We start from the raw sequence: 21,949 nt of genomic DNA on the forward strand, positions 1-21,949 counted from the left end.
GCGTTGCGCGGTGCTCGGAATCCTCACATATACCCCATATGCTCCGGTTCCTGTGCTCCGTGCGCCTTGCGCTTCATCTCGCTCGGCGATTTGAGCAGCGATTCCTTGAGTTACCTTTTATTTGATGAGGTCCAGCCATGACTCAGATGACATCCCCCTTCACTCTTTTTCACCGCGTAGTGCTGGGCCTGTGCCTGATGCTCACCAGCCTGGCCGCAGCGGCGGCGCCCGAGCGCAGTCCCGAGCAGGTCATCCGCTACAGCGTCGATGAGCTGATGGGACAGATCGAAGGGCGTAGAGATTACTATGCCGACAACATGAACGAGCTGAAGGCGCTGGTGGACGAGAACCTCGATGACATCGCCGATTTTCGCTACATTGGCGCCAGCGTGATGGGTCGCTATTTCCAGAATGCCACCCCTCAGCAGCGTTCGCGCTTCGCCAACGTATTTCGTCAGACCCTGATCGATACCTATACCAAGGGCCTGGTGACCTTCGACTATCGTGAGCTGCGCGTGCTTGACAGCCAGCGTCCGCCGCGCCACGAGGATCAGGCGTCGGTCTCCATGGAAGTGGTGGCGATGGATGGCACCGTCTATCCGGTCAGCTACACGCTGCGCCTGACCGACGGCCAGTGGAAGGTGGTCAACGTCATCGTCAACGGCATCAATCTGGGCCTGACCTTCCGCAATCAGTTCGATCAGGCCATGCGTGATCACGGCCGAGATTACGATGCGGTGATCGCTTCCTGGTCGCCGGAAATCGCCACCGAGGAGCTGGAGCAGGGTGGTGATGCATGAGCCGTCTGCTCGAGCGCGGCGGTATTGAGCTCGAGGCTGGCCCGGAAGGGCTGGCCGTCAGCGGCGACGTCGATTTCGACATTGCCGCACCGCTGGCCGAGGCCGGTAGCGCCTGGATCGCTGGGCAGCCCGCCGGAACCCGCATCGTGCTCGATCTGAGCGGCGTCGAGCGGGTGAGCAGCGCGGCCGTGAGCGTGCTGCTCGAGTGGACGCGCCAATCTCGCCGTGCCGGCGTCAAGATTCGCGAGGTTCGGCTTTCCGCTCCGCTGGCCCGGCTCACCCGGGTGGCGGGGCTCGACGAGCTCCTGCCGCTGGCCCCCTAAAGCTGGGCTCGGCCTGCAGGGTCTGTACCCGGCATCGCCAAGCGCGATGCTTTTCTTTACCATGTAGGGATTCTTGTTCCTGGCCGTGGCCCCGTTTGGGGCCGCGTGCCGCTCCATTCGTCCCACAGGAGTTTCGCTTTTCATGCAACCCAGTGACATCAAGGCGCTGCTCGAGGCGCGCCTCGAGGATTGCGATTTTTACATCCAGGGCGAGGGCTGCAATTTCCAGGTCATCGCCGTGGGCGAGGTCTTCGCTGGCCTGTCCCCGGTCAAGCGCCAGCAGCTGATCTATGGAGCGCTCTCCGAAGAGATCGCCTCCGGTGCCGTACATGCCGTAAGCATCAAGACCTATACGCCGGCGCAGTGGGCTAGTGCGCCTGAGAACGTGGCTTCACCCGGCCAGGGTGCCTGACGGTCGAGATACATGGACAAGCTGATCATTACCGGCAACGGGCCCGTCGACGGCGAGGTCTGGGCCAGCGGTGCCAAGAACGCGGCGCTGCCTATCCTTTGCGCTACCCTGCTGGCCGACGAGCCAGTGACCATCGGTAACCTGCCGCATCTTCAGGACATCACCACCACCCTCGAGCTGCTCGGGCGCATGGGCGTCGAGCCGGTGATGGGCGAGAAGATGACCATTCAGCTTGACGGCTCCCAGGTGCGCGATTGCCATGCTCCCTATGAGCTGGTCAAGAAGATGCGCGCTTCCATCTTGGTGCTCGGGCCTCTGTTGGCGCACTTCGGTCACGCCGACGTCTCGCTGCCGGGCGGCTGTGCCATCGGCTCGCGTCCGGTAGACCTGCACATCCGCGGCCTCGAGGCGATGGGGGCGGAGATCCGTGTCGAAGGCGGTTACGTGCGCGCCCGCGTCGACGGCCGGCTCAAGGGCGCCACCATCTTCTTCGATACCGTGACCGTCACCGGCACCGAGAACCTGCTGATGGCCGCAACGCTGGCCGAGGGCACCACGGTTCTGGAGAACGCGGCCCGGGAGCCCGAGGTGGTGGATCTGGCCGAGTGTCTGATCAAGATGGGCGCCAAGATCAGCGGCCACGGCAGCAACAACATCGTCATCGAAGGCGTCGAGCGCCTGCATGGTGCCTATCATGACGTCATGCCCGACCGTATCGAGACCGGCACCTTCCTGGTCGCCGCCGCCCTGTCGCGGGGGCGGGTACGGGTGCGCAACACCCGCGCCGACATTCTCGAATCGGTGCTGGCCAAGCTGGAGGAGGCCGGGGCGAAGATCGCTCACGGCGACGGCTGGATCGAGCTCGACATGGAAGGTCGCCGCCCGCGGCCGGTCAATATTCGCACCGCGCCGTACCCGGGCTTCCCGACCGACATGCAGGCTCAGTTCGTGGCGCTCAATGCGGTTGCCGACGGCACCTCACGCGTGGTCGAGACCATCTTCGAGAATCGCTTCATGCACGTTCAGGAACTGAACCGCATGGGGGCGAAGATCGCGCTCGAGGGCAATACCGCCATGATCACCGGGGTCGAGCACCTCTCCGGCGCACCGGTGATGGCGACCGACCTGCGGGCGTCAGCCTCGCTGGTGATCGCAGCCATGATGGCCGAGGGCGAGACCCTGGTCGATCGCATCTACCACATCGATCGCGGCTACGAGTGCATCGAAGAGAAGCTGCAGCTGCTGGGCGCCCGGATTCGCCGTATCCCCGGCTGAGCGGGCAGGCGATTCGACCAGCGTTGACCATAGGCGAGAGCATGAGCAAGCAACTGATCCTGGCCCTGTCGAAGGGCCGTATTCTCGACGAGACCCTGCCGCTGCTGGCGGATGCCGGCATCGTGCCGGCCGAGGACCTGAGCAAGAGCCGCAAGCTGCTGTTCGACACCAACCTCGACGACGTCAAGCTGGTGATCATTCGCGCCACCGACGTGCCGACCTACGTTCAGATGGGGGCCGCCGATCTCGGCGTGGCGGGCAAGGACGTGCTGCTCGAGCACGGTGCCGAAGGGCTATATGAGCCGCTCGATCTGGAAATCGCCAAGTGCAAGCTGATGACCGCCGGCATCGACGGCGCCAAGCCGGCGCGCGCGCGCCGGCGGGTGGCGACCAAGTTCGTCAACGTGGCGCGCCGCTACTACGCCGAGCAGGGCATCCAGGCGGAGGTCATCAAGCTCTACGGGGCGATGGAGCTGGCACCGCTGATGAATCTGGCCGACGAGATCGTCGACATCGTCGATACCGGCAATACCCTGCGCGCCAACGGCATGTCGCCACGGGAGCTGATCGCGCCGATCAGCACGCGGCTGGTCGTCAACAAGGCCGCCATGACCATGAAGCACGAACGCCTCAAGCCGTTGCTTGCGCGCCTCTCCCAGGCGGTGGAGCGGCGCCGTCCGGCGGCAGAGCTTCCCGCCGGCTGAGCCGCGAACAAGACCACATCTCTTCTAGGAGGCGAATGCGAACATGAGCGAAACCCTGGCAGGATCCGTCGACCTGGCCCGCCTTTCCACCCGCGACGGCGACTTCGATGCCCGTCTCGACGCGCTGCTGGCCTGGGAGGGCGTGTCCGATGCCGAGGTTCAGGGGCGGGTGGCAGAGATCATCGCTGCGGTGAAGGAGCGTGGCGATGCGGCATTGGTGGAGTACACCCAGCGCTTCGATCGTCTGTCGGTGGGCAGCATGGCCGAGCTTACCCTGGGGGCCGACAGGCTGGAGCAGGCCTATCGCGGTCTGCCCGAGCAGCAGCGTGACGCCCTGGCCCAGGCTGCCGAACGCATTCGCCTCTATCACGAGCGTCAGAAGCCTGAATCATGGTCCTACACCGAGGCTGACGGCAGCGTGCTGGGCCAGCAGGTGATGCCCCTCGACCGGGCTGGCATCTACGTGCCCGGCGGCAAGGCAGCCTATCCCTCCTCTGTGTTGATGAATGCCATCCCGGCTCATGTGGCGGGAGTGCGGGAAATCGTCATGGTGGTGCCGACCCCCGACGGCGTGCTCAATGAGCTGGTGCTGGCGGCGGCCCACCTCGCCGGCGTGGACCACGTCTTCACCATCGGCGGCGCCCAGGCGGTGGCGGCGCTGGCCTATGGCACCGAGAGCGTGCCGCGGGTCGACAAGATCGTGGGGCCGGGCAACATCTACGTGGCTACCGCCAAGCGGGCGGTGTTCGGCCAGGTGGGTATCGACATGATCGCCGGGCCGTCGGAGATCCTGGTCGTCTCCGACGGTGGCACCGATCCCGACTGGTTGGCCATGGACCTGTTCTCCCAGGCCGAGCATGACGAGGACGCCCAGGCGCTGCTGGTGAGCTGGGACGAGTCCCATCTGGATCAGGTCGAGGCGGCCATCGCGCGCTTGCTGCCGACCCTGGAGCGTGAGGCGATCGTGCGCGAGTCGCTGGCGCGGCGTGGTGCGTTGATTCACTGTCGTGACCGCGACGAGGCCGTGCAACTGATCAATCGCATCGCCCCGGAGCACCTTGAGCTCTCCCTGGCCGACCCCGAGGCAATGCTGCCGCAGGTGCGCCACGCCGGTGCCATCTTCATGGGGCGCTACACGGCCGAGGCGCTGGGCGACTACTGCGCCGGCCCCAACCACGTGCTGCCGACCTCCGGTACGGCGCGCTTCTCCTCGCCGCTGGGAGTCTACGATTTCCAGAAGCGCTCTTCGATCATTCACTGCTCGGAGGCGGGGGCGTCGACGCTGGGTCGCGTGGCGTCGGTGCTGGCGCGGGGTGAGTCGCTGACGGCCCATGCACGCTCTGCCGAGTATCGCATCAAGGGTCGCTAGCAAGGAGCCTGGCGCGTCCCAGTCCAAGGGCGCTGGGGCATCGCATCAGCCGCGACCCCTCAGCGCTCGGGGCGCCGGCTCGGCGGGAGCGGGCGCTCGCCCACCTCCAGATCGACGGTGAAGGTCTCGCCGCTGCGCACCAGCGTCAGCGGCAGGGTCGCGCCTGGCTGTATGGCGGCGATATCGCTCATGGCGGCACGCGCATCGAGGATGGGGCGTCCATCGACCTCGAGCAGGACGTCGCCGGGCCGCAGGCCGGCCTCCGCCGCGGGCCCCTCGGGAACGACGCCGGAGATGACCACGCCGCGCGGCGCCACCAGGCCGAAGGAGGCGGCCAGGTCCTGGGTCATTTCCTGGGCTTCGACGCCCAGCCAGCCGCGGATGACCCGCCCCTGTGTCACCAGATCGTCCAGGATGGTGCTGGCCAGCCGCATGGGGATGGCGAAGCCGACCCCCTGGGAGCCGCCCGTGCGCGAGAAGATGGCGGTATTGATACCGACCAGCGCGCCTTCGGCATTGACCAGTGCGCCGCCCGAGTTGCCCGGGTTGATGGCGGCATCGGTCTGGATGAAGTCCTCGTAGGCGCTCAGGCCGAGGTGGCTGCGCCCCGTGGCACTGATGATGCCCATGGTCACCGTCTGGCCCACGCCGAAGGGGTTGCCGATAGCCATGGCGATGTCGCCCACCGCCACGTCGTTGGTATCGGAGATCTCGATCACCGGCAGGTTGTCCAGCTCGATACGCAACACGGCCAGGTCGCTCTCGGGGTCGGTGCCGATCACCTCCGCCAGGGTTTCCCTGCCGTCGCGCAGAGCCACCTGAATCTCGTCGGCGCCGTCGATGACGTGATGGTTGGTCAGCACATAGCCGTCCTCGCTGACGATGACGCCCGAACCGAGGCTCGACAGCAGGCGCTGTTGGGTGGGCAGGTCGTCGCCGAAGAACTGACGGAAGAACGGGTCCGACATCAGCGGATGCTCCTCGCGCGCCACCACCCGCGTAGAGTAGATGTTGACCACGGCCGGGGCCGCCTTCTCCACGGCCTCTGAATAGCTCACCGGGCCCTGCTGGCGCGAAAGCGGGGCGGCTTGCTGCAGCTCGGGGGCCGGGCGTGTCTGCGGTTGTACTGCCGCGGGTTGGCTTGGCTGGGCAGGCGTTTGCGGTGCCGAGGGGCCTTGGAGTAGCTGGGGAAAGGTATTCAGCAGCACGATGGCCAGCAGCACACCGATGAGAACGGGTAGGGCGTAGGCTATGAGAGAACGTCGCATGCGGCGTTTCCTGGTCGGCGGTGGTCGATGGTACCCCGCTCAGTCGTTACAATGACGTAATTGTAACATCGACTTCGAAGCGCTGTCCGGGAGGCACGATGATTTTGCGTAACGACCTGGTGCGGGCCTGCGATACCTTGCTCGCTGCGGCCGCCTTCAAGGATTACACCGTCAACGGACTCCAGGTGGCGGGGCGTGAAGAGGTGCGGCGTGTGATGAGTGGCGTCACGGCCTGTCAGGCGCTGCTCGACGAGGCGGTGGCGTGGGGTGCCGATCTGCTGCTGGTGCATCACGGCTATTTCTGGAAGAACGAACCGGTGCCGATCACCGGTATCAAGCAGCAGCGCATCCGCACGCTGCTGCTCAACGACATCAACCTGCTGGCTTACCACCTGCCGCTCGATGCCCATGCCGAGCTCGGCAACAACGCCGAGCTGGGCCGGCTGCTCGGCTTTCAGGTGGACGGCTGCGCCGACGGTGAGCTGGGGCAGGGGTTGGTGTGGCTTGGCGGCTTGCCGCAAGCCGCGACGCCGGCTGCGCTGGCGCGCCAAGTCGGAGAGCGGTTGGGGCGCGAGCCGCTGCTCATCGAGGCGCCCGGTGGGCATGCGATTCGGCGTGTGGCCTGGTGCACCGGCGGGGCGCAGGACATGATCACCCAGGCCTGGGAAGCCGGGGCCGATGCCTTCGTCTCCGGCGAGATCTCCGAGCGCACCACGCATCTCGCGCGTGAACTCGGGATCCACTATCTGGCAGCTGGCCATCACGCCACCGAGCGCTATGGCGTCCAGGCACTGGGAGCCTGGATCGCTCGGGAGTTCGGGGTCGAGCATCGCTTCGTCGATATCGACAACCCCGCCTGACGGGATAACGCTAACCCCGGTGGCGGCGGTCAGTAGCGGGGCGGCTGAGGCAGCTCGCTCTTGTCCTGGTTGGATTTCAGGCCGAAATCTTCCGACAGGGTGCCGCCGGAGCCGTCGGCATAGTCGCGGGGGGCCGGTATCTCGTCGCTCTCTGCGCCGGTCAGGGCCGGCTGGTCGGCAGCCTTGAGCTGCCGGCTCTTCACCGGCTCGCAGTTCAGCGTGCTGGCATCTTCGGTCAGGCGATGCTCGAGGGTGCGCATCTCGCGCTGGATGTTGCTCACCATCATGCTCACCTGGCTGAAGTGCTCGTCCAGGCCCTCCCGCACCACGCCCAGCTCGCGCTCACGTTCGGCCAGCTGGCGTCGCAGCTCCTGCAGCTGGGTCGATGAGGTGGCGAGCATGCGATAGCCAAAGGCGCCGATGCCGAGGCCGGCCAGCAGGCTGACGATAGCCACGATCCAGTTCACATTGCCGTAATCCACGAAATTCTCCTGATGCTGATACACGCCGCTGCCAGAGGTCTGACCGGTTCGGCGCACGAGACTTGTCTGGCTGGCCCATTATAGAAGCGTTGGCTGTTGGCGGGTCAACGATCATCGGTCTGCCGCGAGCGGGCGTTTTTGCTTCGCACGCTGGCGGCGATGCGTATAATGCGTTGCCTGAAACGCCATGAGCAGAGATCACCAAGGAAACTTCCATGTGCGCGACCGTGCCTCAAACGGAGAACCGCTCGGCTGCTGCCGGCACGCCGCTGGCGCGTTACCGGGCCGACCTCGAGCGCGATGACTTCCACTTCGACCCGGCTCAGGAGCAGGCGGTAGAGCATCTGCAGCGGCTATACGACCAGCTGGTGGCTTCGCCCAGGACCGAGCCGCTCTCGGTGACCACCGGTCGCGGGCTGAAGTCCAAGATGGCCGGCCTGTTCGGCAAGCGCGACAAGGTGTCGCCACAGCCGGCGCTGCCGGCCATCCAGGGGCTCTACTTCTGGGGTGGGGTCGGGCGCGGCAAGACCTATCTCGTCGATACCTTTCATGCCTCCCTGCCGTTTCCCGACAAGATGCGCACCCATTTTCACCGCTTCATGCAGCGGGTGCACAACGAGCTCGAGCACTACAAGGGGGAGAAGAATCCGCTGACCCTGATTGCCGGCAAGTTCGCCGCCGAGGCCAGGGTGATCTGCTTCGACGAGTTCTTCGTCAAGGACATCACCGACGCCATGATCCTGGCCAATCTGCTCGAGGCGCTGTTCGAGCGCGGCGTGGTGCTGGTGGCGACGTCCAACATCGTGCCCGACGAGCTGTACAAGGATGGATTGCAGCGCGCACGCTTCCTGCCGGCCATCGACCTGATCAAGCGGCACTGCCGGGTGGTCAACGTCGACTCGGGCATCGATTACCGTCTGCGCGCCCTGAAGCGCGCCGAGATTTTCCATGCGCCCCTGGACGAGGCGGCAGAGAGTGAGCTCGCTCGCAGCTTTCGTGAGGTTGCCGGGCATGCCGGCGAAACCGACGTGCCGATCGAAGTCAATCATCGCATTCTGCGCGCGCGCCGGCTGCATGAGGATGTGGTCTGGTTCGAGTTCCGTGAGCTGTGCGACGGGCCGCGCAGCCAGAACGACTACATCGAGCTGGCTCGCGAATTTCATACCGTGCTGGTTTCCAACGTGACGCGCATGAGTGCGGCCACCGACGACCAGGCACGACGCTTCATCAACATGGTGGACGAGTTCTACGACCGTGGGGTCAAGCTGCTGATGTCGGCCGAGGTGCCCGCCGAGGCACTGTATGCCAATGGACGCCTGGAATTCGAGTTCCAGCGTACCCTGTCGCGGCTGCAGGAGATGCAGTCCCACGAATACCTGGCCCTGGCGCACAAGCCGTGAGCTCCATGGTGGCGATAGTGCTTTAAACAGGGGGCGCAGTTCATGTAGAATACGCGCTCCTCGACCGTTGTCGCTTCCTGACGAGGCGACAACCAAGAAAAATAGGGATGATCCTGACCGCACTTCGTTGCGCTGGGTCCAATACACTTGTTTGATTTTGTGGTGATTTCTCCATGAAAACGTTCACTGCTAAGCCGCAGTCCGTGCAGCGCGACTGGTATGTCGTCGACGCGGCGGACAAGACGCTCGGCCGTCTGGCTACCGAAATCGCTCGTCGCCTGCGCGGCAAGCACAAGCCCGAGTTCACCCCTCATGTGGATACCGGCGACTATATCGTCGTGATCAACGCCGAGAAGGTGAAGGTCACCGGCAACAAGGCCAAGGCCAAGACTTATTACCGTCACACCGGTTACCCGGGTGGCCTGCGCTCCATGAACTTCGAGAAGATGATTGCGCACGCTCCCGAGCGCGTGATCGAGTCTGCCGTCAAGGGCATGCTGCCGAAGGGTCCGCTGGGGCGCGCCATGTACACCAAGCTCAAGGTCTACGCCGGCGCCGAGCACCCGCACGCCGCCCAGCAGCCGCAAGAACTGAACATCTGAGGGGATCATCACCATGGCACAGCAGTATTACGGTACCGGGCGCCGCAAGACTTCCACAGCCCGTGTTTTCCTCAAGCCGGGCACCGGCAAGATCACCGTCAACGATCGTGAGCTGGATCAGTATTTCGGTCGCGTTACCGGCCGCATGGTGGTGCGTCAGCCCCTCGAGCTGACCGAGACCACCGGTCAGTTCGATGTCTTCGTCACCGTCAAGGGTGGCGGCGGTTCTGCTCAGGCCGGCGCCATTCGTCACGGCATCACTCGCGCACTGATGGAGTACAACGAGGACTTCCGTCCGGCCCTGCGTGCCGCCGGCTACGTCACTCGTGACGCTCGCCAGGTGGAGCGTAAGAAGGTCGGCCTGCGCAAGGCGCGCCGTCGTCCGCAGTTCTCCAAGCGCTGATTTTTACTCAGTCGCTGGCGAAAAAGCCCGGGCCAATGCCCGGGTTTTTTTATTTTTTAATTCAAGAGATTGCAAAAAGAATTCCACCTTGGTCAGGGCCGCTTCGTCTTGTGCGAAGCGGCCCGATTCCTTAATATGTATCGGATTTTTAGTATCCGTGGTAGCGGAATTCAATCCGTGCGGTATCAACGGGTAAGCTGATGGGAGAAACCAGAAGATGGCAGACAACGGCGTGAACAAAGGGCGGCGCCGACTGCTCCTGGGTGCCACCACCGTCGTAGGGGCGGTGGGTGCCGTGGGAGTGGCGGTTCCCTTTGTGGCTTCCTGGCAGCCGAGTGCCAGGGCAAGGGCGGCCGGTGCGCCGGTTCAAGCGGACATTTCCAAGCTCGAGCCTGGGCAGCGCATGACCGTGGAGTGGCGTGGACGTCCGGTATGGATCGTCATGCGCACCCCCGACATGATCGAGCGCACCGAGAACTTCGATCCTGCACGCCTGGCCGACCCCGATTCTCAAGTGCAGCAGCAGCCTGCGTACGTATCAGGGCCGCTGCGCTCCATCAGGCCCGAGATTTCCGTATTGATCGGCATCTGTACCCATCTGGGCTGCTCGCCGCTTTTCCGCCCCAGTCCGGACGATGTCGACATGACAGCCTGGCCGGGCGGTTACTTCTGCCCCTGCCACGGCTCCTACTTCGACCTCGCGGGCCGGGTATTCCGCAACGTGCCGGCGCCGGCCAATCTCGAGGTGCCGCCATACCGCTTTGAAACCGACGATATCATTATCATCGGCGAAGATCAGGAGACTGCGTGATGGGTAATCCGAATCGGGTCAAGGCGGAAAGCGGCTTCATGCGCTGGGTGGACGATCGCTTTCCCGCCACGCAAATGTGGCAAGATCATCTGAGTCAATATTACGCGCCCAGGAATTTCAACTTCTGGTACTTCTTCGGTTCGCTGGCACTGCTGGTGCTGGTCAACCAGATTCTCACCGGTGTCTGGCTCACCATGAGCTACAACCCTTCCGGTGAGGGGGCCTTCGCTTCCGTCGAGTACATCATGCGCGACGTGGAGTATGGCTGGCTGATCCGCTACATGCACTCCACCGGGGCTTCGGCCTTCTTCGTGGTGATCTACCTGCACATGTTCCGCGCCCTGCTGTACGGATCCTACAAGGCGCCGCGCGAGCTGGTGTGGATCTTCGGCATGGCCATCTATCTGCTGCTGATGGCGGAAGCCTTCATGGGTTACCTGCTGCCCTGGGGTCAGATGTCCTACTGGGGTGCTCAGGTCATCATCTCGCTGTTTGCCACCATACCCTTCGTCGGTCCCGACCTGGCCCAGTGGATTCGTGGCGATTATCTCATCTCCGGTATCACGCTCAACCGCTTCTTCGCCCTGCACGTGGTGGCGTTGCCCATCGTGATTCTGGCATTGGTGGTGCTGCACCTGATCGCCCTGCACGAGGTGGGTTCGAACAACCCCGACGGCATCGACATCAAGGCCAAGAAGGACGAGAGCGGCAAGCCGCTGGACGGTATTCCGTTCCATCCGTACTACACCGTCAAGGACGTGTTCGGCGTGGCCGTGTTCCTGTTCGTCTTCGCGGCGGTGATCTTCTACTTCCCCGAGGGTGGCGGTTACTTCCTCGAGCGGCCGAACTTCGAGCCGGCCAACCCGATGGTGACGCCAGACCATATCGCGCCGGTGTGGTACTTCACGCCCTTCTACGCGATTCTGCGAGCCATCACCTTCGACATTGGGCCTCTGCAGGCCGAGTTCCTCGGTGTGGTCTTCATGGGTGGCGCCATCGCCGTGCTGTTCGTCCTGCCGTGGCTCGATCGTAGCCCGGTGAACTCCATGCGCTACAAGGGCTGGCTGTCGCGCATCGCGCTGGCGCTGTTCGCCATCAGCTTCGTGGTCCTGGGCGTTCTCGGCGCGCTGCCGGCCACGCAGCTGCGTACCATCGTGGCGCAGTTGTGCACGGTGATCTACTTCGCCTTCTTCCTGCTGATGCCGTTCTACACCAGGATGGAGAAGACCAAACCCGTTCCGGAGAGGGTGACTGGCTAATGAAAAAGCAACTGTTCGCACTGCTCTTCGCGCTGGTGCCCTTCGCTGCCATGGCGGCGCCGATGCCCGACGTGCCGTATTCGATGACACCGGATCTGCGTAACGAGGCGTCACTGCAGCGTGGCATGCAGCTCTACGTCAACTACTGCATGGGCTGTCACTCTCTGGAGCATCAGCGCTTCGCGCGTGCCGCCGAAGACTTCGGCATGCCTCAGGACCTGGTCGAAGAGAATCTGATCTTCTCTGCCGATCTGGCCTACAACGACCAGATGCTCACGGCCATGACCCGTGCCGACGGCGACAGCTGGTTCGGTGCGGCAGCGCCGGATCTGACGCTGCACGGTCGTCTGCGTGGAGCCGACTGGATCTACTCCTACCTGCTGACCTTCTATCGCGACCCTGACCGTCCCAACGGGGTCAACAACGAGGTCTTCGACATGGTGGCCATGCCCAACGTGCTCGAGCCGCTGCAGGGCGTTCAGGAGAAGGTCTGCGCTCAGACCGATCGTCCCATCGAAGGCGCCGAGCTCGATCCGCTGACCGGCAAGTATCAGTCCTGCGACGTGCTCCAGGTAACTCGCCCCGGCAGCATGGAGCCGGACGAGTTCAGAGAGGCGGTCTACGATCTGACCAACTTCCTGGCTTACGTGGGCGAGCCCTCCAAGCTGCAGGCGCAGGTGCTGGGTCCGAAGGTGCTGATCTTCATCTTCATCTTCGGTGTGCTGGCGTACCTGCTCAAGCGTGAGTACTGGCGCGACATTCACTGATTCGATTGAATCGGCAGGTTGTGCCGCAGGGGGCGTATGGCTATCGGGTCATGCGCCCCCTGTGTGTTCTTCTGAGTCCGCATTGCATGGCACGCCCCCGAGCTCGGGGTGTCGTGCTATCATGCGGGTTCGAATTGATGCGAGGATTGTTACATGGGTGTAGTGGCCAAGCGGTCATCGATGATCTTCTATTCGGGAAGCGATGACCACTTCAGTCATCGCGTGCGCATTGTGCTCGCCGAGAAGGGCGTGGCGGTCGATATTCTCGAGGTTAGCGGCGATCAGCGCCCCGAGGAGCTCGCCGACATGAATCCCTACAATAGCGTGCCGACCCTGGTCGATCGCGATCTGGTGCTCTACGAATCCAAGGTCATGATGGAGTACCTTGACGAGCGCTTTCCTCATCCGCCGTTGCTGCCGGTCTATCCCGTCGCGCGGGCACAAAGTCGTCTCTGGATGCATCGCATCGAGCGTGAGTGGTGCCCGCTCGTCGAACAGATCGAGAGCGGCGCCAAGAAGGACGTGGAAAAGGCGCGCAAGGAGCTGCGCGAAAGCCTGGTCGGCATTTCGCCGATCTTCGAGGACGTTCCGTTCTTCATGAGCGAGGAGTTCTCGCTGGTGGACTGCTGTATTGCACCGATCCTCTGGCGTCTCCCCGTGCTTGGTATCGAGCTGCCGGAAAAGCAGGTGAAGCCGCTCGTGACCTACATGGAACGCCTGTTCGAGCGTGACTCCTTCGTATCGTCATTGAGCGAGAACGAGCGCGAAATGCGCACCTGAACCAGGCGTCGGCCTGGCCGACGCCGCCACAATGGAGGAGGGCAGAACCCATGTTGTCGAGCCGTCCCTATCTTGCCAGAGGGCTCTATGAGTGGCTTCTGGACAATGAGCAAACGCCCTACATCGTGGTGGATGCCGAGCAGCCGGGCGTCAGCGTACCTCGTCAGTTCGTGCAGAACGGTCAGATCGTGCTGAATGTCGGGCCGACCGCCGTACGTGACCTGCACATCGAGAACGATGCCATCCGCTTTCATGCACGCTTTGGCGGGCAGCCAATGCAAGTGGTGGTGCCGATGCCGGCGCTGGTGGCGATCTACGCCAAGGAGAATGGCGTGGGGATGGTCTTCGGTCACGAGCCCGCCATGCCGATGCCGCAGGGGGAGGAGTCGGCCACCGACGCCAAGCCCGAGCTCAGCGGCATCGACACACCCGAAAGGGAGGGCGAAGGCTCCACCTCTGAGTCCGGTCCTGCAGGCAAGAAGCCTTCTCGCAAGCGTCCGTCGCTGCGCGTGATCAAGTGATTGCGTGACATGCGTCACACGTCGATGTGACGCGAATGAGCAGAAACGCAGAACGGCAGGCCATGGGCCTGCCGTTCTGCGTTTCGATGCGAGCAGCGTGTGGTATCAATCGAGGTAGTCGAAGACCTTGACGATGCGCTGGATGCCGCCGACATCGGCAACGGCGTTGACGATGCGGTCTGATTCGGCTCTTCTGACGATGCCCATGATGTAGACCGTGGCGTTCTCGGTCACGAAGCGCAGTCGGCTGGTGTCGATGCTCTGATCGGCGGCCAGGGTGGTGCGGATACGGGTATTGATCCAGGTATCGGACAGACGCTGGCTTGCCGGCAGGTTGGCAGACACCGACAGCTCGTTGTGCACGTCGCGCACGTTTCGGACCTCGAGGGCCACTTCGCTGGCGCGTTGTTTCAGCTCTTCGCTGGGCACCTGGCCGGTGAGCAGTACGATGCCGTTGTAGCTGTCGACGTTGATGCGCGCATCGCCGAGCCGTGCATCGGTGCGGCGCAGGTTGTGAGCGATCTTGGTCTCGATGCTCTCGTCTTCCACCTGGGCGCCCAGGGTGCGCTTGCCGTAGTTCTCGTCGATGGTGCCGGGGTTGGCGACGCCGGTGACGGTGGTGCAACCGGCAAGGGTAATGGCCAGTGCGGTCAGAAGGGTGGCGATCAGTCTTGTCGAGGTCATGGGATTACTCGCTGGTACCGAAGAGTTGTTCATCGATGAGGTCGCACAGGCAGTGTATCACCAAGAGATGAACTTCCTGGATGCGTGCCGTTGAAGTGGCAGGAACGCGGATTTCGCAGTCGTCCTGCCCCAGCAGGGAAGCCATGTCGCCGCCGTCGCGACCGGTGAGGGCGACGACGGCCATGTCGCGGTCGTGGGCGGCCTGTATGGCCTGGATGACGTTACCCGAGTTGCCGCTGGTGGAGATGGCGAGCAGGATGTCGCCGGGCTGCCCCAAGGCTCTCACCTGCTTGGAGAAGACTTCGCTGTAGCTGTAGTCGTTGGCGATGGAGGTCAGCGTCGAAGTATCGGTAGTCAATGCCAGGGCCGGCAGGCTGGGCCGCTCACGCTCGAAGCGGTTGAGCAGCTCGGAGGAGAAGTGCTGGCTGTCGCCGGCGCTGCCGCCATTGCCGCAGGCCAGGATCTTGCCTTCGTTGACCAGGCATTGAACCATCATCTGGCTGGCTACCTCGATGAAGGGAGGTAGCACCTCGCTGGCATAGGTCTTGGTATCGATGCTGGCGTTGAAGTGGCCGAGTATGCGTTGCTGATAGTCCATTCTGTCAAAGTCCTGGTCGCGGGACATGGTACGAGCTGGTGGTCAGAACGCTTCGAAAGCGCCCTGCACCCATTCGAAATCAAGCAAGGGCGGGGTGCCGGTCACTGCCAGCACGTCGAAACGGCAGGGACATGATAGCCGGTTGCGGGCCAGATAAAAACGCGCGGCATGGACCAGCCTGCGCTGCTTGGCCCGGGTGACGGTCTCGAGAGGATGGCCGTGGCGGGTGTCGGCGCGATGACGCACCTCCACGAAGACCAGTGTCTCGCCGTCGCTCATCACCAGATCGAGCTCACCGCCCTTGAACTGCTGGTTGCTGGCGATGAGCTTGAGCCCTCTGCCCGCAAGCCATTCGGCACCCAGGCGCTCGACACGAGCGCCGCGGGCCCGGGCATCAGTTGAGCTGGCCATTGTCGAGAAGGTCGCCGTCGAGTAGTTCGAAGCTCAGGATCGGGCGCGGTACGCCACGCTCGAAGCGTGCCCATGGCAGCCGGCGCTCGATGCGACCGTCACGCCCTGGCAGCAGCAAGCCGGTAGCGCCGAACAGCTCGCTCTCTGGCAGCAACTGGAACTGGGGCAGCCTGCGTGCCAGCTCATAGGCATCGACGCCCATTGCCATCAGGCGGAAGGTGGAGGGGTCGGAGTCTTCGCGCAGATCCTGGAAGCTGGCCAGGTAAGGTAGCGCCTCGACGCCGCCGACCGCTGCATCGGGGATCTGCCAGGGAATGTCGACGAAGAAGACGTCATCGAGGTCGTGGTCGAGCAGCGGCTGCGGGCGCCCCTCGTACAGGTGCGAGGTGGCGTAGATGGGCAGGTTGGCGGCGTCGATATAGTCGAGATTCGGCGGAACCTGGCGGGCGTAGCTGGGCAAGGCCAGCAGGAACAGCATGTCCGGACGGCCGCCGGAAAGTGCCCGACGAGTGCTTTCGGTGGCGGAGCCGCGGGGGTCGTAGGTGACGGCGTTGGTGACGATGCCGTCGAGTCGGCTCCACTCCTGCTGGAAGGCGCGGCCGACCCGGGTGCCCCACTCGTTGTCGGGTACCATCATGGCAGCGCGACGGTGGCCGTCCTCACGGGCGCGACGGGCTACCTGGCGCGCTTCGTCCTCTGCCGACAATCCGTACTGAAACAGGCCTTGCGCCTGGTTCATGTCGCCGTGGCCGTAATTGAGCGCCAGTGTCGGCAGCGGTACGCGGTCGCGATTCTCGAGTTCGGTGACCTCATCCTTGTCGAGAGGGCCGATGACCACCTGGGCACCGATGTCGCGCGCTTCGGCGTAGAGAGCATCGAGGTTGCCGTGACTGGCGTCGATGAACGAGAGGCGCAGGCCGCCGTTGCGCTCCGAGCTGTGCATGTGGTGCATGCGCATGCCGGCGCGGATCGACTCGGCGACGCTGCTCAGCGGGCCCGATTCGGGAAGGAAGACGGCAATGTGGCGAACTTCCCGGCCGCGCAGTTCGCGCAGGGCGACCAGCTCCGAGGGCACGTCGCGGGCTGCCGGGTGCCGGGCATTGCGCTCACGCCAGGTTTCCAGATTCGACAGCAGGCGCTCGATGTCGCCATCGCTTTCACGCACCAGGCTGGCAAGACTCAGCCAGCCCAGGGTCAGCTCGTCGGCGCCTTCGCGCAGGCTGGCCAGTTCGCTGGCGTCGAGCCGGGAGAGCGAGTTCCAGATGGGATCGTTGAGTGCTTCACGCTCGGTGCGGGCCTGAACGTACATCAGCATGTCGGCGGCGGCGCGATGTTCGTCGACCTGGCCAAGCGCCAGCCCCAGACGCTCGCGCAGGATCAGGCCGGCATCGCGGGGGAAGTCGATCTCGTCGAGCAATTGACCGGCCTGGATCACCGCCCAGGGCTCGTTGAGCTCGTTGCCAAGCTCCGACAGCAGCATGGCCCACTGCAGCCGGTATTCGGCGGGCAACTGGCTGTCGTCGATCTCGCTGGAGATCTGCAGTGCCTGGGTGCGCTGCCCCTGGCGTGCTAGGATGTCGGCCGCTTCGAGTCGGCTGCGCGCGGCCTCTTCGGGTGCCTGCTGCTGTGCCTGCCGCAGGAGCTGCTCGGGGTCGTCGACGGGAGCTCGCTCGACGATGCCGGGAGGAGCGCAGCCAGCCACCAGGAGGGCGAGGAGCGCGGTGGCCAGCAGGCCGCGGGGCATCTTTAGCATGAATCCTTCCTTGTCTCGGGCTCGGAGCGGCGTTCATCTGCCTCGGGAGTCGACCCTTCATCTCGCACGGGCCAAGGCCGAAAAATCCCCCTGAGGAGTCGCCATGTCAGATATACATCTTGGTACATTGTACGTGGTCGCCACGCCGATTGGGAATCTGGAGGACCTGAGCCCCAGGGCGGCGAGGATACTGGGCGAGGTGGCGCTGGTTGCCGCCGAGGATACCCGTCATACGTCGCGGCTGTTGCGTCACCTGGGATTGTCGGTGGCCATGCTCTCGCTGCATGAGCACAACGAGGCGGCCCGGGTCGAGCAGATCGACCAGCGCCTCCTGGGCGGTGAAAGTATCGCTCTGGTGAGCGACGCGGGAACGCCGCTGATCAGCGATCCGGGTTTTGTGCTGGTGCGCGAGTTGCGGACGCGGGGGCGTCGCATCGTGCCGGTTCCCGGCGCCTGTGCACTGGTGGCGGCGTTGTGTGCGTCCGGCTTGCCAACCGACCGCTTCCTGTTCCAGGGGTTCCTGCCGGCCAAGGGCGGGGCTCGTCGCCAGCGCCTGAAGGACCTGGCGACGCGGGAGGAGACGCTGGTCTTCTACGAGTCGCCGCACCGGATTCGCGACACGCTGACCGACATTGCCGCCGAGCTCGGTGCGCGCCGGCTGGTCCTGGCACGGGAGCTGACTAAATCCTTCGAAACCTTTCTGGAAGGCGACGCCGAGACACTGCTGGCCCGGATGGAGGCCGACCCGGATCAGGCGCGGGGCGAGTTCGTGGTCATGGTGGCGGGGGCCGAGCCGAGAGAGAGCGCCGATGCGGCAAGCGTGGAGGCGCAGACTCTGCTTGCAGCGTTGCTGGACGAGGGCGTGGGGGTGAAACAGGCTGCGGCCGTAGCGGCAAGGCTGTTGGGCGGGGCGAAGAAAACCTGGTATGGCCAGGCCCAGGCGCTGAAGGAAGCCCGTTGATACGGGGCGGAAAGACATTGAGAGGCCACCGGCACGCTGGTATTCTTGCGCTCGGAGTCGGCCAGACGGTCGCCGCCGCATCGGCCCTGGTCGGTGCGGGGGAGGAAAGTCCGGGCTCCACAGGGCAGGGTGCCAGGTAACGCCTGGGCGGCGCGAGCCGACGGAAAGTGCAGCAGAGAGCAGACCGCCTACGTCTCCTTCGGGAGGCCGGCAAGGGTGAAAGGGTGCGGTAAGAGCGCACCGCGCGCCTGGTAACAGTGCGTGGCATGGTAAACCCCACCCGGAGCAAGACCAAATAGGAACCCTATGACGTGGCCCGCGTCGGGTTCGGGTAGGTTGCTGGAGGGTCGCGGTGACGCGGCTCCTAGATGAATGACTGTCCACGACAGAACCCGGCTTATCGGCCGACTCCCCCGATTCACAGCTAGCGCATCCGGGCTACCGGATGCGTCCCTACGAGTCCGAGACATCAGGAAAGCGCATGCCGCCATCCGCAGCTGAACCGAGCCGTCATGGCTTTCGTCATGCCAGCGTGCTACTGGATGGGGCCGTGGATGCTCTCGTGCACGATCCCGAGGGTGTCTATCTGGATGGCACCTTCGGGCGCGGCGGCCACTCCCGAGCCATCCTCGAGCGCTTGAGTCCAGAGGGCCGCCTGCTGGCCATCGACCGCGACCCCCAGGCCATTGCCGAGGCGCACACGCTGACGGATTCGCGCTTCGCCATCGAGCAGGGCGAGTTCGCCAATCTGGCCGAGATCGCACGCCGCCACGACCTCTTCGGCAAGCTGAATGGCGTGCTGCTGGACGTTGGCGTCTCCTCGCCGCAGTTGGACGACCCCGAACGGGGCTTCAGCTTCCTGCGTGACGGCCCCCTCGACATGCGCATGGACCCGACCCGTGGCGAGAGTGCCGCCGACTGGCTGGCGCGGGCCAGCGAAGCCGATATCGCGCAGGTGTTCAAGAGCTACGGCGAGGAGCGGTTCGCCAAACGTCTGGCCCGAGCCGTCGTGACGCGGCGTCTCGAAAAGCCCTTTCTGCGCACCGGCGATCTGGCCGAGGTGCTCAAGACGGCCCACCCTGCCTGGGAGAAAGGCAAGCATCCTGCCACGCGGGCCTTTCAGGCGCTGCGTATTCACATCAACGCCGAGCTCGAACAGTTGGATGCCGCCCTGGCTGGGGCGCTGGAGGCGCTGGCTCCCGGTGGTCATCTGGTGGTGATCAGTTTCCATTCGCTGGAGGATCGGCGGGTCAAGCGCTTCATCCGCGAACACGTGCGTGGCGACAGCGACCTGCCGCGGGGCGTGCCGGTACGGGAGGACCAGCTGCGCAGGCGGTTGGAGATGCTGGGCAAGGCGCAGCGCCCGTCGGCGGCTGAAGTCGACGCCAATCCGCGCGCGCGCAGCGCTGTGATGCGCGCTGCACGCAAGCTGGCCTGAGGAGCGGCATGATGCAAGGACGCCTGTCACCACGCATGCTGCGAGCCGCCTGGCCAGCGAACAGGCGCCCCAGTTGGCGGCTGCTGCTGGTCATCGGCCTGGTCCTGGCGTGCCTGATCACCGCCATGGCGGTGGTCAATACCAGCCATCAGACACGCGCCCAGTACGCGCGTCTGCAGCAGCTCGAGCGCGAGCGCGACCAGTTGCAGACGGAGTGGGGACAACTGCTGTTGGAGGAGAGTGCCTGGTCGTCGCCGGCGCGCATCGAGCGTCTGGCTGTCGAGCGGCTCGAGATGCGGCTTCCCCACGTCAACGAAGTCGAGGTCATCCGGCCATGAGTACGGATGTGCGCAATGGAGTGACACCGCGTCGGCGCCCGCCCATGGCGCCCATGGGTGGGCTGCGGTACGGCGTCGTGCTGGGAGTGGTGTTCATCGGCCTGTTGCTGCTGGCCGGACGTATCGTGACCCTGCACGTCTTCGACCGACCGTTCCTGCAGGGGCAGGGCGATGCGCGGATTCTGCGCACCGAGTCGCTCACCGCACACCGCGGCATGATTACCGATCGCAACGGCGAGCCGCTGGCCATCTCCACTCCGGTGGTGACGCTGTGGGCCAATCCCCAGGAGGTCCCCGAGGACCGTATCCAGCGGCTGATGCTCTCCCAGGCGCTGGGCATGCCACCCGACGATCTGGATGCCAGGCTGGAGCGTTTCGCGGCGCGGGAGTTCATGTACCTGCGTCGCCAGCTCACCCCGGTTGCCGCACAGCGGGTCCTGGATCTGCGCGTTCCCGGCGTCTATGCCCAGCATGAATACAAGCGCTATTATCCCGCCGGCGAAGTGATTGCCCAGTTGCTGGGTGTGACCAACGTGGACGATATGGGCCAGGAGGGGGTGGAGCTTGCCTACCAGCCCTACCTGGCCGGCACACCCGGGCAGCGCAGGGTGATCAAGGACCGCCGTGGCCGCCTGGTGCGGGATCTGGCCGTTCTGCGCGAGGCCCAGCCGGGAGGTGAGCTGACCCTTGCCATCGATCAACGGCTGCAGTACATGGCCTATCGCGAGCTCAAGGCAGCCGTGGCCGAGCACGATGCCGATGGCGGTGTGGTCGTGATGATGGATGCCCGCACCGGCGAAGTGCTGGCCATGGCCAATCAGCCCTCCTACAACCCCAACAACCGTGCCGGGCTGGACCCGCGCGGATTGCGCAACCAGGCCATTGTCGACGTCTTCGAACCCGGCTCGGTAGTGAAGCCTCTGGCCATGGCGGCCATCATGGAAAGCGGACGCTTCGACAGCGACATCGTGGTCGATACCTCGCCGGGGTGGATGCGCATCGACCGCTTTACCATTCGCGACATACGCAACTACGGCAGATTGGATCTGGCGGGCATTCTCGAAAAGTCGTCGAACATCGGCATGTCGAAGCTGGTGCTGCAACTGGACGATCCGCTGGTGCCCGACCTCTACCGTCGGCTGGGCTTTGGCCAGAGCACCGATACCGGCTTTCCCGGCGAGGCCGTAGGTCATATGCCGGCGCCTGTTCGCTGGTCACGCAGCCAGTGGGCAGCGCTCTCGTACGGTTATGGCCTATCGGTCTCCGCCCTGCAGCTGGCCAGCGCCTATACCGCCCTGGCCAACGGCGGGGTGCGCATGCCGCCTTCGCTGCTCAAGCTGAACGAGGCACCGATGGGAGAGCCGGCCATCGATCCTCAGGTGGCCCACGAGCTGCTGCGCATCATGGAGCAGTCCGTGCAGCCGACCACCGGCGGGCGGCGGGCGGCGGTGCCGGGCTATCGCGTGGCGGGCAAGACCGGTACGGTACGCAAGACCTCGGTGACAGGCTATGAAGAGAACGCCTATCGCAGCCTGTTTGCCGGCGTTGCCCCGGTGTCCGATCCGCGCATCGTCACTGTCGTCATGATCGACCATCCCCGGGCTGGAGATTTCTTCGGCGGTGCCGTGGCGGCGCCGGTCTTCTCGCGTGTCACGGGCAGCGCTCTGCGCCTGCTCGACGTGCCGCCGGATCAACGAACACAATGACAGCTGCCTTTCCTACGACAGAGG

Annotated in this window: 25 protein-coding genes and 1 other RNA gene; 20 read left to right on the forward strand and 6 right to left on the reverse strand. The window is 64.5% G+C overall.

Annotated elements, in window-relative coordinates:
- The first annotated feature begins 137 nt into the window (after positions 1–137).
- The 6 genes from HOP59_RS05635 (at position 138) to hisD (ending at position 4,883) form a co-directional block, all read left to right on the forward strand.
- Complete coding sequence (locus tag HOP59_RS05635) at positions 138–800, forward strand: MlaC/ttg2D family ABC transporter substrate-binding protein (RefSeq protein WP_010629172.1); 663 nt, start codon at positions 138–140, stop codon at positions 798–800.
- Positions 797–1,123, forward strand: a complete 327-nt coding sequence (locus HOP59_RS05640) for an STAS domain-containing protein (RefSeq protein ID WP_010629171.1) — start codon at positions 797–799, stop codon at positions 1,121–1,123. The genes HOP59_RS05635 and HOP59_RS05640 overlap by 4 nt, the downstream gene beginning before the upstream one ends.
- Before the next feature lie 142 nt (positions 1,124–1,265).
- Positions 1,266–1,535 (forward strand): BolA family protein, encoded by a 270-nt coding sequence (locus tag HOP59_RS05645; protein ID WP_010629170.1) that lies wholly within the window; start codon positions 1,266–1,268, stop codon positions 1,533–1,535.
- A gap of 12 nt (positions 1,536–1,547) precedes the next feature.
- A complete protein-coding gene (gene murA / locus HOP59_RS05650; RefSeq protein WP_010629169.1) occupies positions 1,548–2,810 on the forward strand; it encodes a UDP-N-acetylglucosamine 1-carboxyvinyltransferase in 1,263 nt (420 codons plus the stop codon).
- A 41-nt stretch (positions 2,811–2,851) separates the two neighbouring features.
- Complete coding sequence (gene hisG, locus HOP59_RS05655; RefSeq protein ID WP_010629168.1) at positions 2,852–3,514, forward strand: ATP phosphoribosyltransferase; 663 nt, start codon at positions 2,852–2,854, stop codon at positions 3,512–3,514.
- A gap of 43 nt (positions 3,515–3,557) precedes the next feature.
- A complete protein-coding gene (hisD, locus tag HOP59_RS05660) occupies positions 3,558–4,883 on the forward strand; it encodes a histidinol dehydrogenase (protein ID WP_234253127.1) in 1,326 nt (441 codons plus the stop codon).
- 59 nt (positions 4,884–4,942) lie between these two features.
- Here hisD and HOP59_RS05665 read toward each other — a convergent pair whose 3' ends face one another.
- Positions 4,943–6,151, reverse strand: a complete 1,209-nt coding sequence (locus HOP59_RS05665) for a Do family serine endopeptidase (RefSeq protein ID WP_010629166.1) — start codon at positions 6,149–6,151, stop codon at positions 4,943–4,945.
- A gap of 98 nt (positions 6,152–6,249) precedes the next feature.
- Between HOP59_RS05665 and HOP59_RS05670 the strand changes: the two genes are divergently transcribed.
- Positions 6,250–7,011, forward strand: coding sequence for a Nif3-like dinuclear metal center hexameric protein (locus tag HOP59_RS05670; protein ID WP_234253128.1), 762 nt, complete (start codon positions 6,250–6,252; stop codon positions 7,009–7,011).
- 29 nt (positions 7,012–7,040) lie between these two features.
- On the opposite strand, the gene HOP59_RS05675 is transcribed toward HOP59_RS05670, so the two are convergent.
- Complete coding sequence (locus HOP59_RS05675; RefSeq protein WP_010629164.1) at positions 7,041–7,493, reverse strand: Z-ring associated ZapG family protein; 453 nt, start codon at positions 7,491–7,493, stop codon at positions 7,041–7,043.
- A 215-nt stretch (positions 7,494–7,708) separates the two neighbouring features.
- Here HOP59_RS05675 and zapE point away from each other — a divergent pair, with 215 nt between their 5' ends.
- The 8 genes from zapE to HOP59_RS05715 all read left to right on the forward strand — a co-directional run bounded on the left by zapE (position 7,709) and on the right by HOP59_RS05715 (position 14,036).
- The gene (zapE, locus tag HOP59_RS05680; protein WP_234253129.1) at positions 7,709–8,893 is read left to right on the forward strand and encodes a cell division protein ZapE; all 1,185 of its coding nucleotides are present in this window, start codon (positions 7,709–7,711) and stop codon (positions 8,891–8,893) included.
- 173 nt (positions 8,894–9,066) lie between these two features.
- Entirely contained in the window at positions 9,067–9,495 is a 429-nt protein-coding gene (rplM, locus tag HOP59_RS05685; RefSeq protein WP_010629162.1) for a 50S ribosomal protein L13, read from the forward strand.
- 13 nt (positions 9,496–9,508) lie between these two features.
- On the forward strand, positions 9,509–9,898 hold the full coding sequence (gene rpsI / locus HOP59_RS05690) for a 30S ribosomal protein S9 (RefSeq protein ID WP_010629161.1): 390 nt from the start codon (positions 9,509–9,511) through the stop codon (positions 9,896–9,898).
- Positions 9,899–10,115: 217 nt separating this feature from the next.
- The gene (gene petA / locus HOP59_RS05695) at positions 10,116–10,709 is read left to right on the forward strand and encodes a ubiquinol-cytochrome c reductase iron-sulfur subunit (RefSeq protein ID WP_010629160.1); all 594 of its coding nucleotides are present in this window, start codon (positions 10,116–10,118) and stop codon (positions 10,707–10,709) included.
- Complete coding sequence (locus tag HOP59_RS05700; protein WP_010629159.1) at positions 10,709–11,968, forward strand: cytochrome b; 1,260 nt, start codon at positions 10,709–10,711, stop codon at positions 11,966–11,968. The genes petA and HOP59_RS05700 overlap by 1 nt, the downstream gene beginning before the upstream one ends.
- Complete coding sequence (locus HOP59_RS05705) at positions 11,968–12,735, forward strand: cytochrome c1 (RefSeq protein ID WP_234253130.1); 768 nt, start codon at positions 11,968–11,970, stop codon at positions 12,733–12,735. The genes HOP59_RS05700 and HOP59_RS05705 overlap by 1 nt, the downstream gene beginning before the upstream one ends.
- 153 nt (positions 12,736–12,888) lie before the next feature.
- Entirely contained in the window at positions 12,889–13,515 is a 627-nt protein-coding gene (sspA, locus tag HOP59_RS05710) for a stringent starvation protein SspA (protein WP_010629157.1), read from the forward strand.
- Between the two features lie 50 nt (positions 13,516–13,565).
- Positions 13,566–14,036, forward strand: a complete 471-nt coding sequence (locus tag HOP59_RS05715) for a ClpXP protease specificity-enhancing factor (protein WP_234253131.1) — start codon at positions 13,566–13,568, stop codon at positions 14,034–14,036.
- Positions 14,037–14,141: 105 nt separating this feature from the next.
- On the opposite strand, the gene HOP59_RS05720 is transcribed toward HOP59_RS05715, so the two are convergent.
- Genes HOP59_RS05720 through HOP59_RS05735 form a run of 4 tightly spaced genes read right to left on the reverse strand, consistent with a single transcriptional unit; the run spans position 14,142 to position 17,482 of the window.
- Positions 14,142–14,720, reverse strand: a complete 579-nt coding sequence (locus HOP59_RS05720; RefSeq protein WP_010629155.1) for a BON domain-containing protein — start codon at positions 14,718–14,720, stop codon at positions 14,142–14,144.
- Positions 14,721–14,724: 4 nt separating this feature from the next.
- Complete coding sequence (locus tag HOP59_RS05725; RefSeq protein ID WP_010629154.1) at positions 14,725–15,318, reverse strand: phosphoheptose isomerase; 594 nt, start codon at positions 15,316–15,318, stop codon at positions 14,725–14,727.
- A gap of 42 nt (positions 15,319–15,360) precedes the next feature.
- Entirely contained in the window at positions 15,361–15,729 is a 369-nt protein-coding gene (locus tag HOP59_RS05730; RefSeq protein WP_010629153.1) for a YraN family protein, read from the reverse strand.
- The gene (locus tag HOP59_RS05735) at positions 15,713–17,482 is read right to left on the reverse strand and encodes a penicillin-binding protein activator (RefSeq protein WP_234253132.1); all 1,770 of its coding nucleotides are present in this window, start codon (positions 17,480–17,482) and stop codon (positions 15,713–15,715) included. The genes HOP59_RS05730 and HOP59_RS05735 overlap by 17 nt, the downstream gene beginning before the upstream one ends.
- Before the next feature lie 103 nt (positions 17,483–17,585).
- On the opposite strand from HOP59_RS05735, the gene rsmI reads away from it, so the two are divergent.
- From rsmI to HOP59_RS05760, 5 genes are all read left to right on the forward strand, one after another.
- Complete coding sequence (gene rsmI / locus HOP59_RS05740; protein WP_026038206.1) at positions 17,586–18,443, forward strand: 16S rRNA (cytidine(1402)-2'-O)-methyltransferase; 858 nt, start codon at positions 17,586–17,588, stop codon at positions 18,441–18,443.
- 53 nt (positions 18,444–18,496) lie between these two features.
- Positions 18,497–18,859, forward strand: an RNA gene (gene rnpB / locus HOP59_RS05745) — RNase P RNA component class A.
- A 65-nt stretch (positions 18,860–18,924) separates the two neighbouring features.
- Positions 18,925–19,881: a 16S rRNA (cytosine(1402)-N(4))-methyltransferase RsmH gene (gene rsmH / locus HOP59_RS05750; RefSeq protein WP_010629150.1), complete on the forward strand. Its 957-nt coding sequence runs from the start codon at positions 18,925–18,927 to the stop codon at positions 19,879–19,881.
- Positions 19,882–19,892: 11 nt separating this feature from the next.
- Complete coding sequence (gene ftsL / locus HOP59_RS05755) at positions 19,893–20,219, forward strand: cell division protein FtsL (protein WP_010629149.1); 327 nt, start codon at positions 19,893–19,895, stop codon at positions 20,217–20,219.
- Positions 20,216–21,925 carry a peptidoglycan D,D-transpeptidase FtsI family protein gene (locus HOP59_RS05760; protein WP_010629148.1) on the forward strand — a complete coding sequence of 570 codons (1,710 nt, stop codon included), beginning with the start codon at positions 20,216–20,218 and terminating at the stop codon, positions 21,923–21,925. The genes ftsL and HOP59_RS05760 overlap by 4 nt, the downstream gene beginning before the upstream one ends.
- Positions 21,926–21,949 lie beyond the last annotated feature (24 nt).

The organism is Billgrantia aerodenitrificans, from assembly GCF_021404405.1.
Taxonomy (GTDB): Bacteria; Pseudomonadota; Gammaproteobacteria; order Pseudomonadales; family Halomonadaceae; genus Halomonas; species Halomonas aerodenitrificans.

Excerpts from the sequence above, each read along its gene's own strand:
- HOP59_RS05640 (WP_010629171.1), top strand. The coding sequence starts at position 797 with ATGAGCCGTCTGCTCGAGCGCGGCGGTATTGAGCTCGAGGCTGGCCCG.
- ftsL (WP_010629149.1), top strand. The coding sequence starts at position 19,893 with ATGCAAGGACGCCTGTCACCACGCATGCTGCGAGCCGCCTGGCCAGCG.
- sspA (WP_010629157.1), top strand. The coding sequence starts at position 12,889 with ATGGGTGTAGTGGCCAAGCGGTCATCGATGATCTTCTATTCGGGAAGC.
- HOP59_RS05730 (WP_010629153.1), bottom strand. The coding sequence starts at position 15,729 with ATGGCCAGCTCAACTGATGCCCGGGCCCGCGGCGCTCGTGTCGAGCGC.
- HOP59_RS05670 (WP_234253128.1), top strand. The coding sequence starts at position 6,250 with ATGATTTTGCGTAACGACCTGGTGCGGGCCTGCGATACCTTGCTCGCT.
- rpsI (WP_010629161.1), top strand. The coding sequence starts at position 9,509 with ATGGCACAGCAGTATTACGGTACCGGGCGCCGCAAGACTTCCACAGCC.
- rsmI (WP_026038206.1), top strand. The coding sequence starts at position 17,586 with ATGTCAGATATACATCTTGGTACATTGTACGTGGTCGCCACGCCGATT.
- HOP59_RS05715 (WP_234253131.1), top strand. The coding sequence starts at position 13,566 with ATGTTGTCGAGCCGTCCCTATCTTGCCAGAGGGCTCTATGAGTGGCTT.
- rplM (WP_010629162.1), top strand. The coding sequence starts at position 9,067 with ATGAAAACGTTCACTGCTAAGCCGCAGTCCGTGCAGCGCGACTGGTAT.
- HOP59_RS05705 (WP_234253130.1), top strand. The coding sequence starts at position 11,968 with ATGAAAAAGCAACTGTTCGCACTGCTCTTCGCGCTGGTGCCCTTCGCT.
- HOP59_RS05665 (WP_010629166.1), bottom strand. The coding sequence starts at position 6,151 with ATGCGACGTTCTCTCATAGCCTACGCCCTACCCGTTCTCATCGGTGTG.
- zapE (WP_234253129.1), top strand. The coding sequence starts at position 7,709 with ATGTGCGCGACCGTGCCTCAAACGGAGAACCGCTCGGCTGCTGCCGGC.
- rsmH (WP_010629150.1), top strand. The coding sequence starts at position 18,925 with ATGCCGCCATCCGCAGCTGAACCGAGCCGTCATGGCTTTCGTCATGCC.
- HOP59_RS05645 (WP_010629170.1), top strand. The coding sequence starts at position 1,266 with ATGCAACCCAGTGACATCAAGGCGCTGCTCGAGGCGCGCCTCGAGGAT.
- HOP59_RS05725 (WP_010629154.1), bottom strand. The coding sequence starts at position 15,318 with ATGGACTATCAGCAACGCATACTCGGCCACTTCAACGCCAGCATCGAT.
- murA (WP_010629169.1), top strand. The coding sequence starts at position 1,548 with ATGGACAAGCTGATCATTACCGGCAACGGGCCCGTCGACGGCGAGGTC.
- HOP59_RS05720 (WP_010629155.1), bottom strand. The coding sequence starts at position 14,720 with ATGACCTCGACAAGACTGATCGCCACCCTTCTGACCGCACTGGCCATT.
- HOP59_RS05735 (WP_234253132.1), bottom strand. The coding sequence starts at position 17,482 with ATGCTAAAGATGCCCCGCGGCCTGCTGGCCACCGCGCTCCTCGCCCTC.
- HOP59_RS05700 (WP_010629159.1), top strand. The coding sequence starts at position 10,709 with ATGGGTAATCCGAATCGGGTCAAGGCGGAAAGCGGCTTCATGCGCTGG.
- petA (WP_010629160.1), top strand. The coding sequence starts at position 10,116 with ATGGCAGACAACGGCGTGAACAAAGGGCGGCGCCGACTGCTCCTGGGT.
- hisD (WP_234253127.1), top strand. The coding sequence starts at position 3,558 with ATGAGCGAAACCCTGGCAGGATCCGTCGACCTGGCCCGCCTTTCCACC.
- hisG (WP_010629168.1), top strand. The coding sequence starts at position 2,852 with ATGAGCAAGCAACTGATCCTGGCCCTGTCGAAGGGCCGTATTCTCGAC.
- HOP59_RS05635 (WP_010629172.1), top strand. The coding sequence starts at position 138 with ATGACTCAGATGACATCCCCCTTCACTCTTTTTCACCGCGTAGTGCTG.
- HOP59_RS05760 (WP_010629148.1), top strand. The coding sequence starts at position 20,216 with ATGAGTACGGATGTGCGCAATGGAGTGACACCGCGTCGGCGCCCGCCC.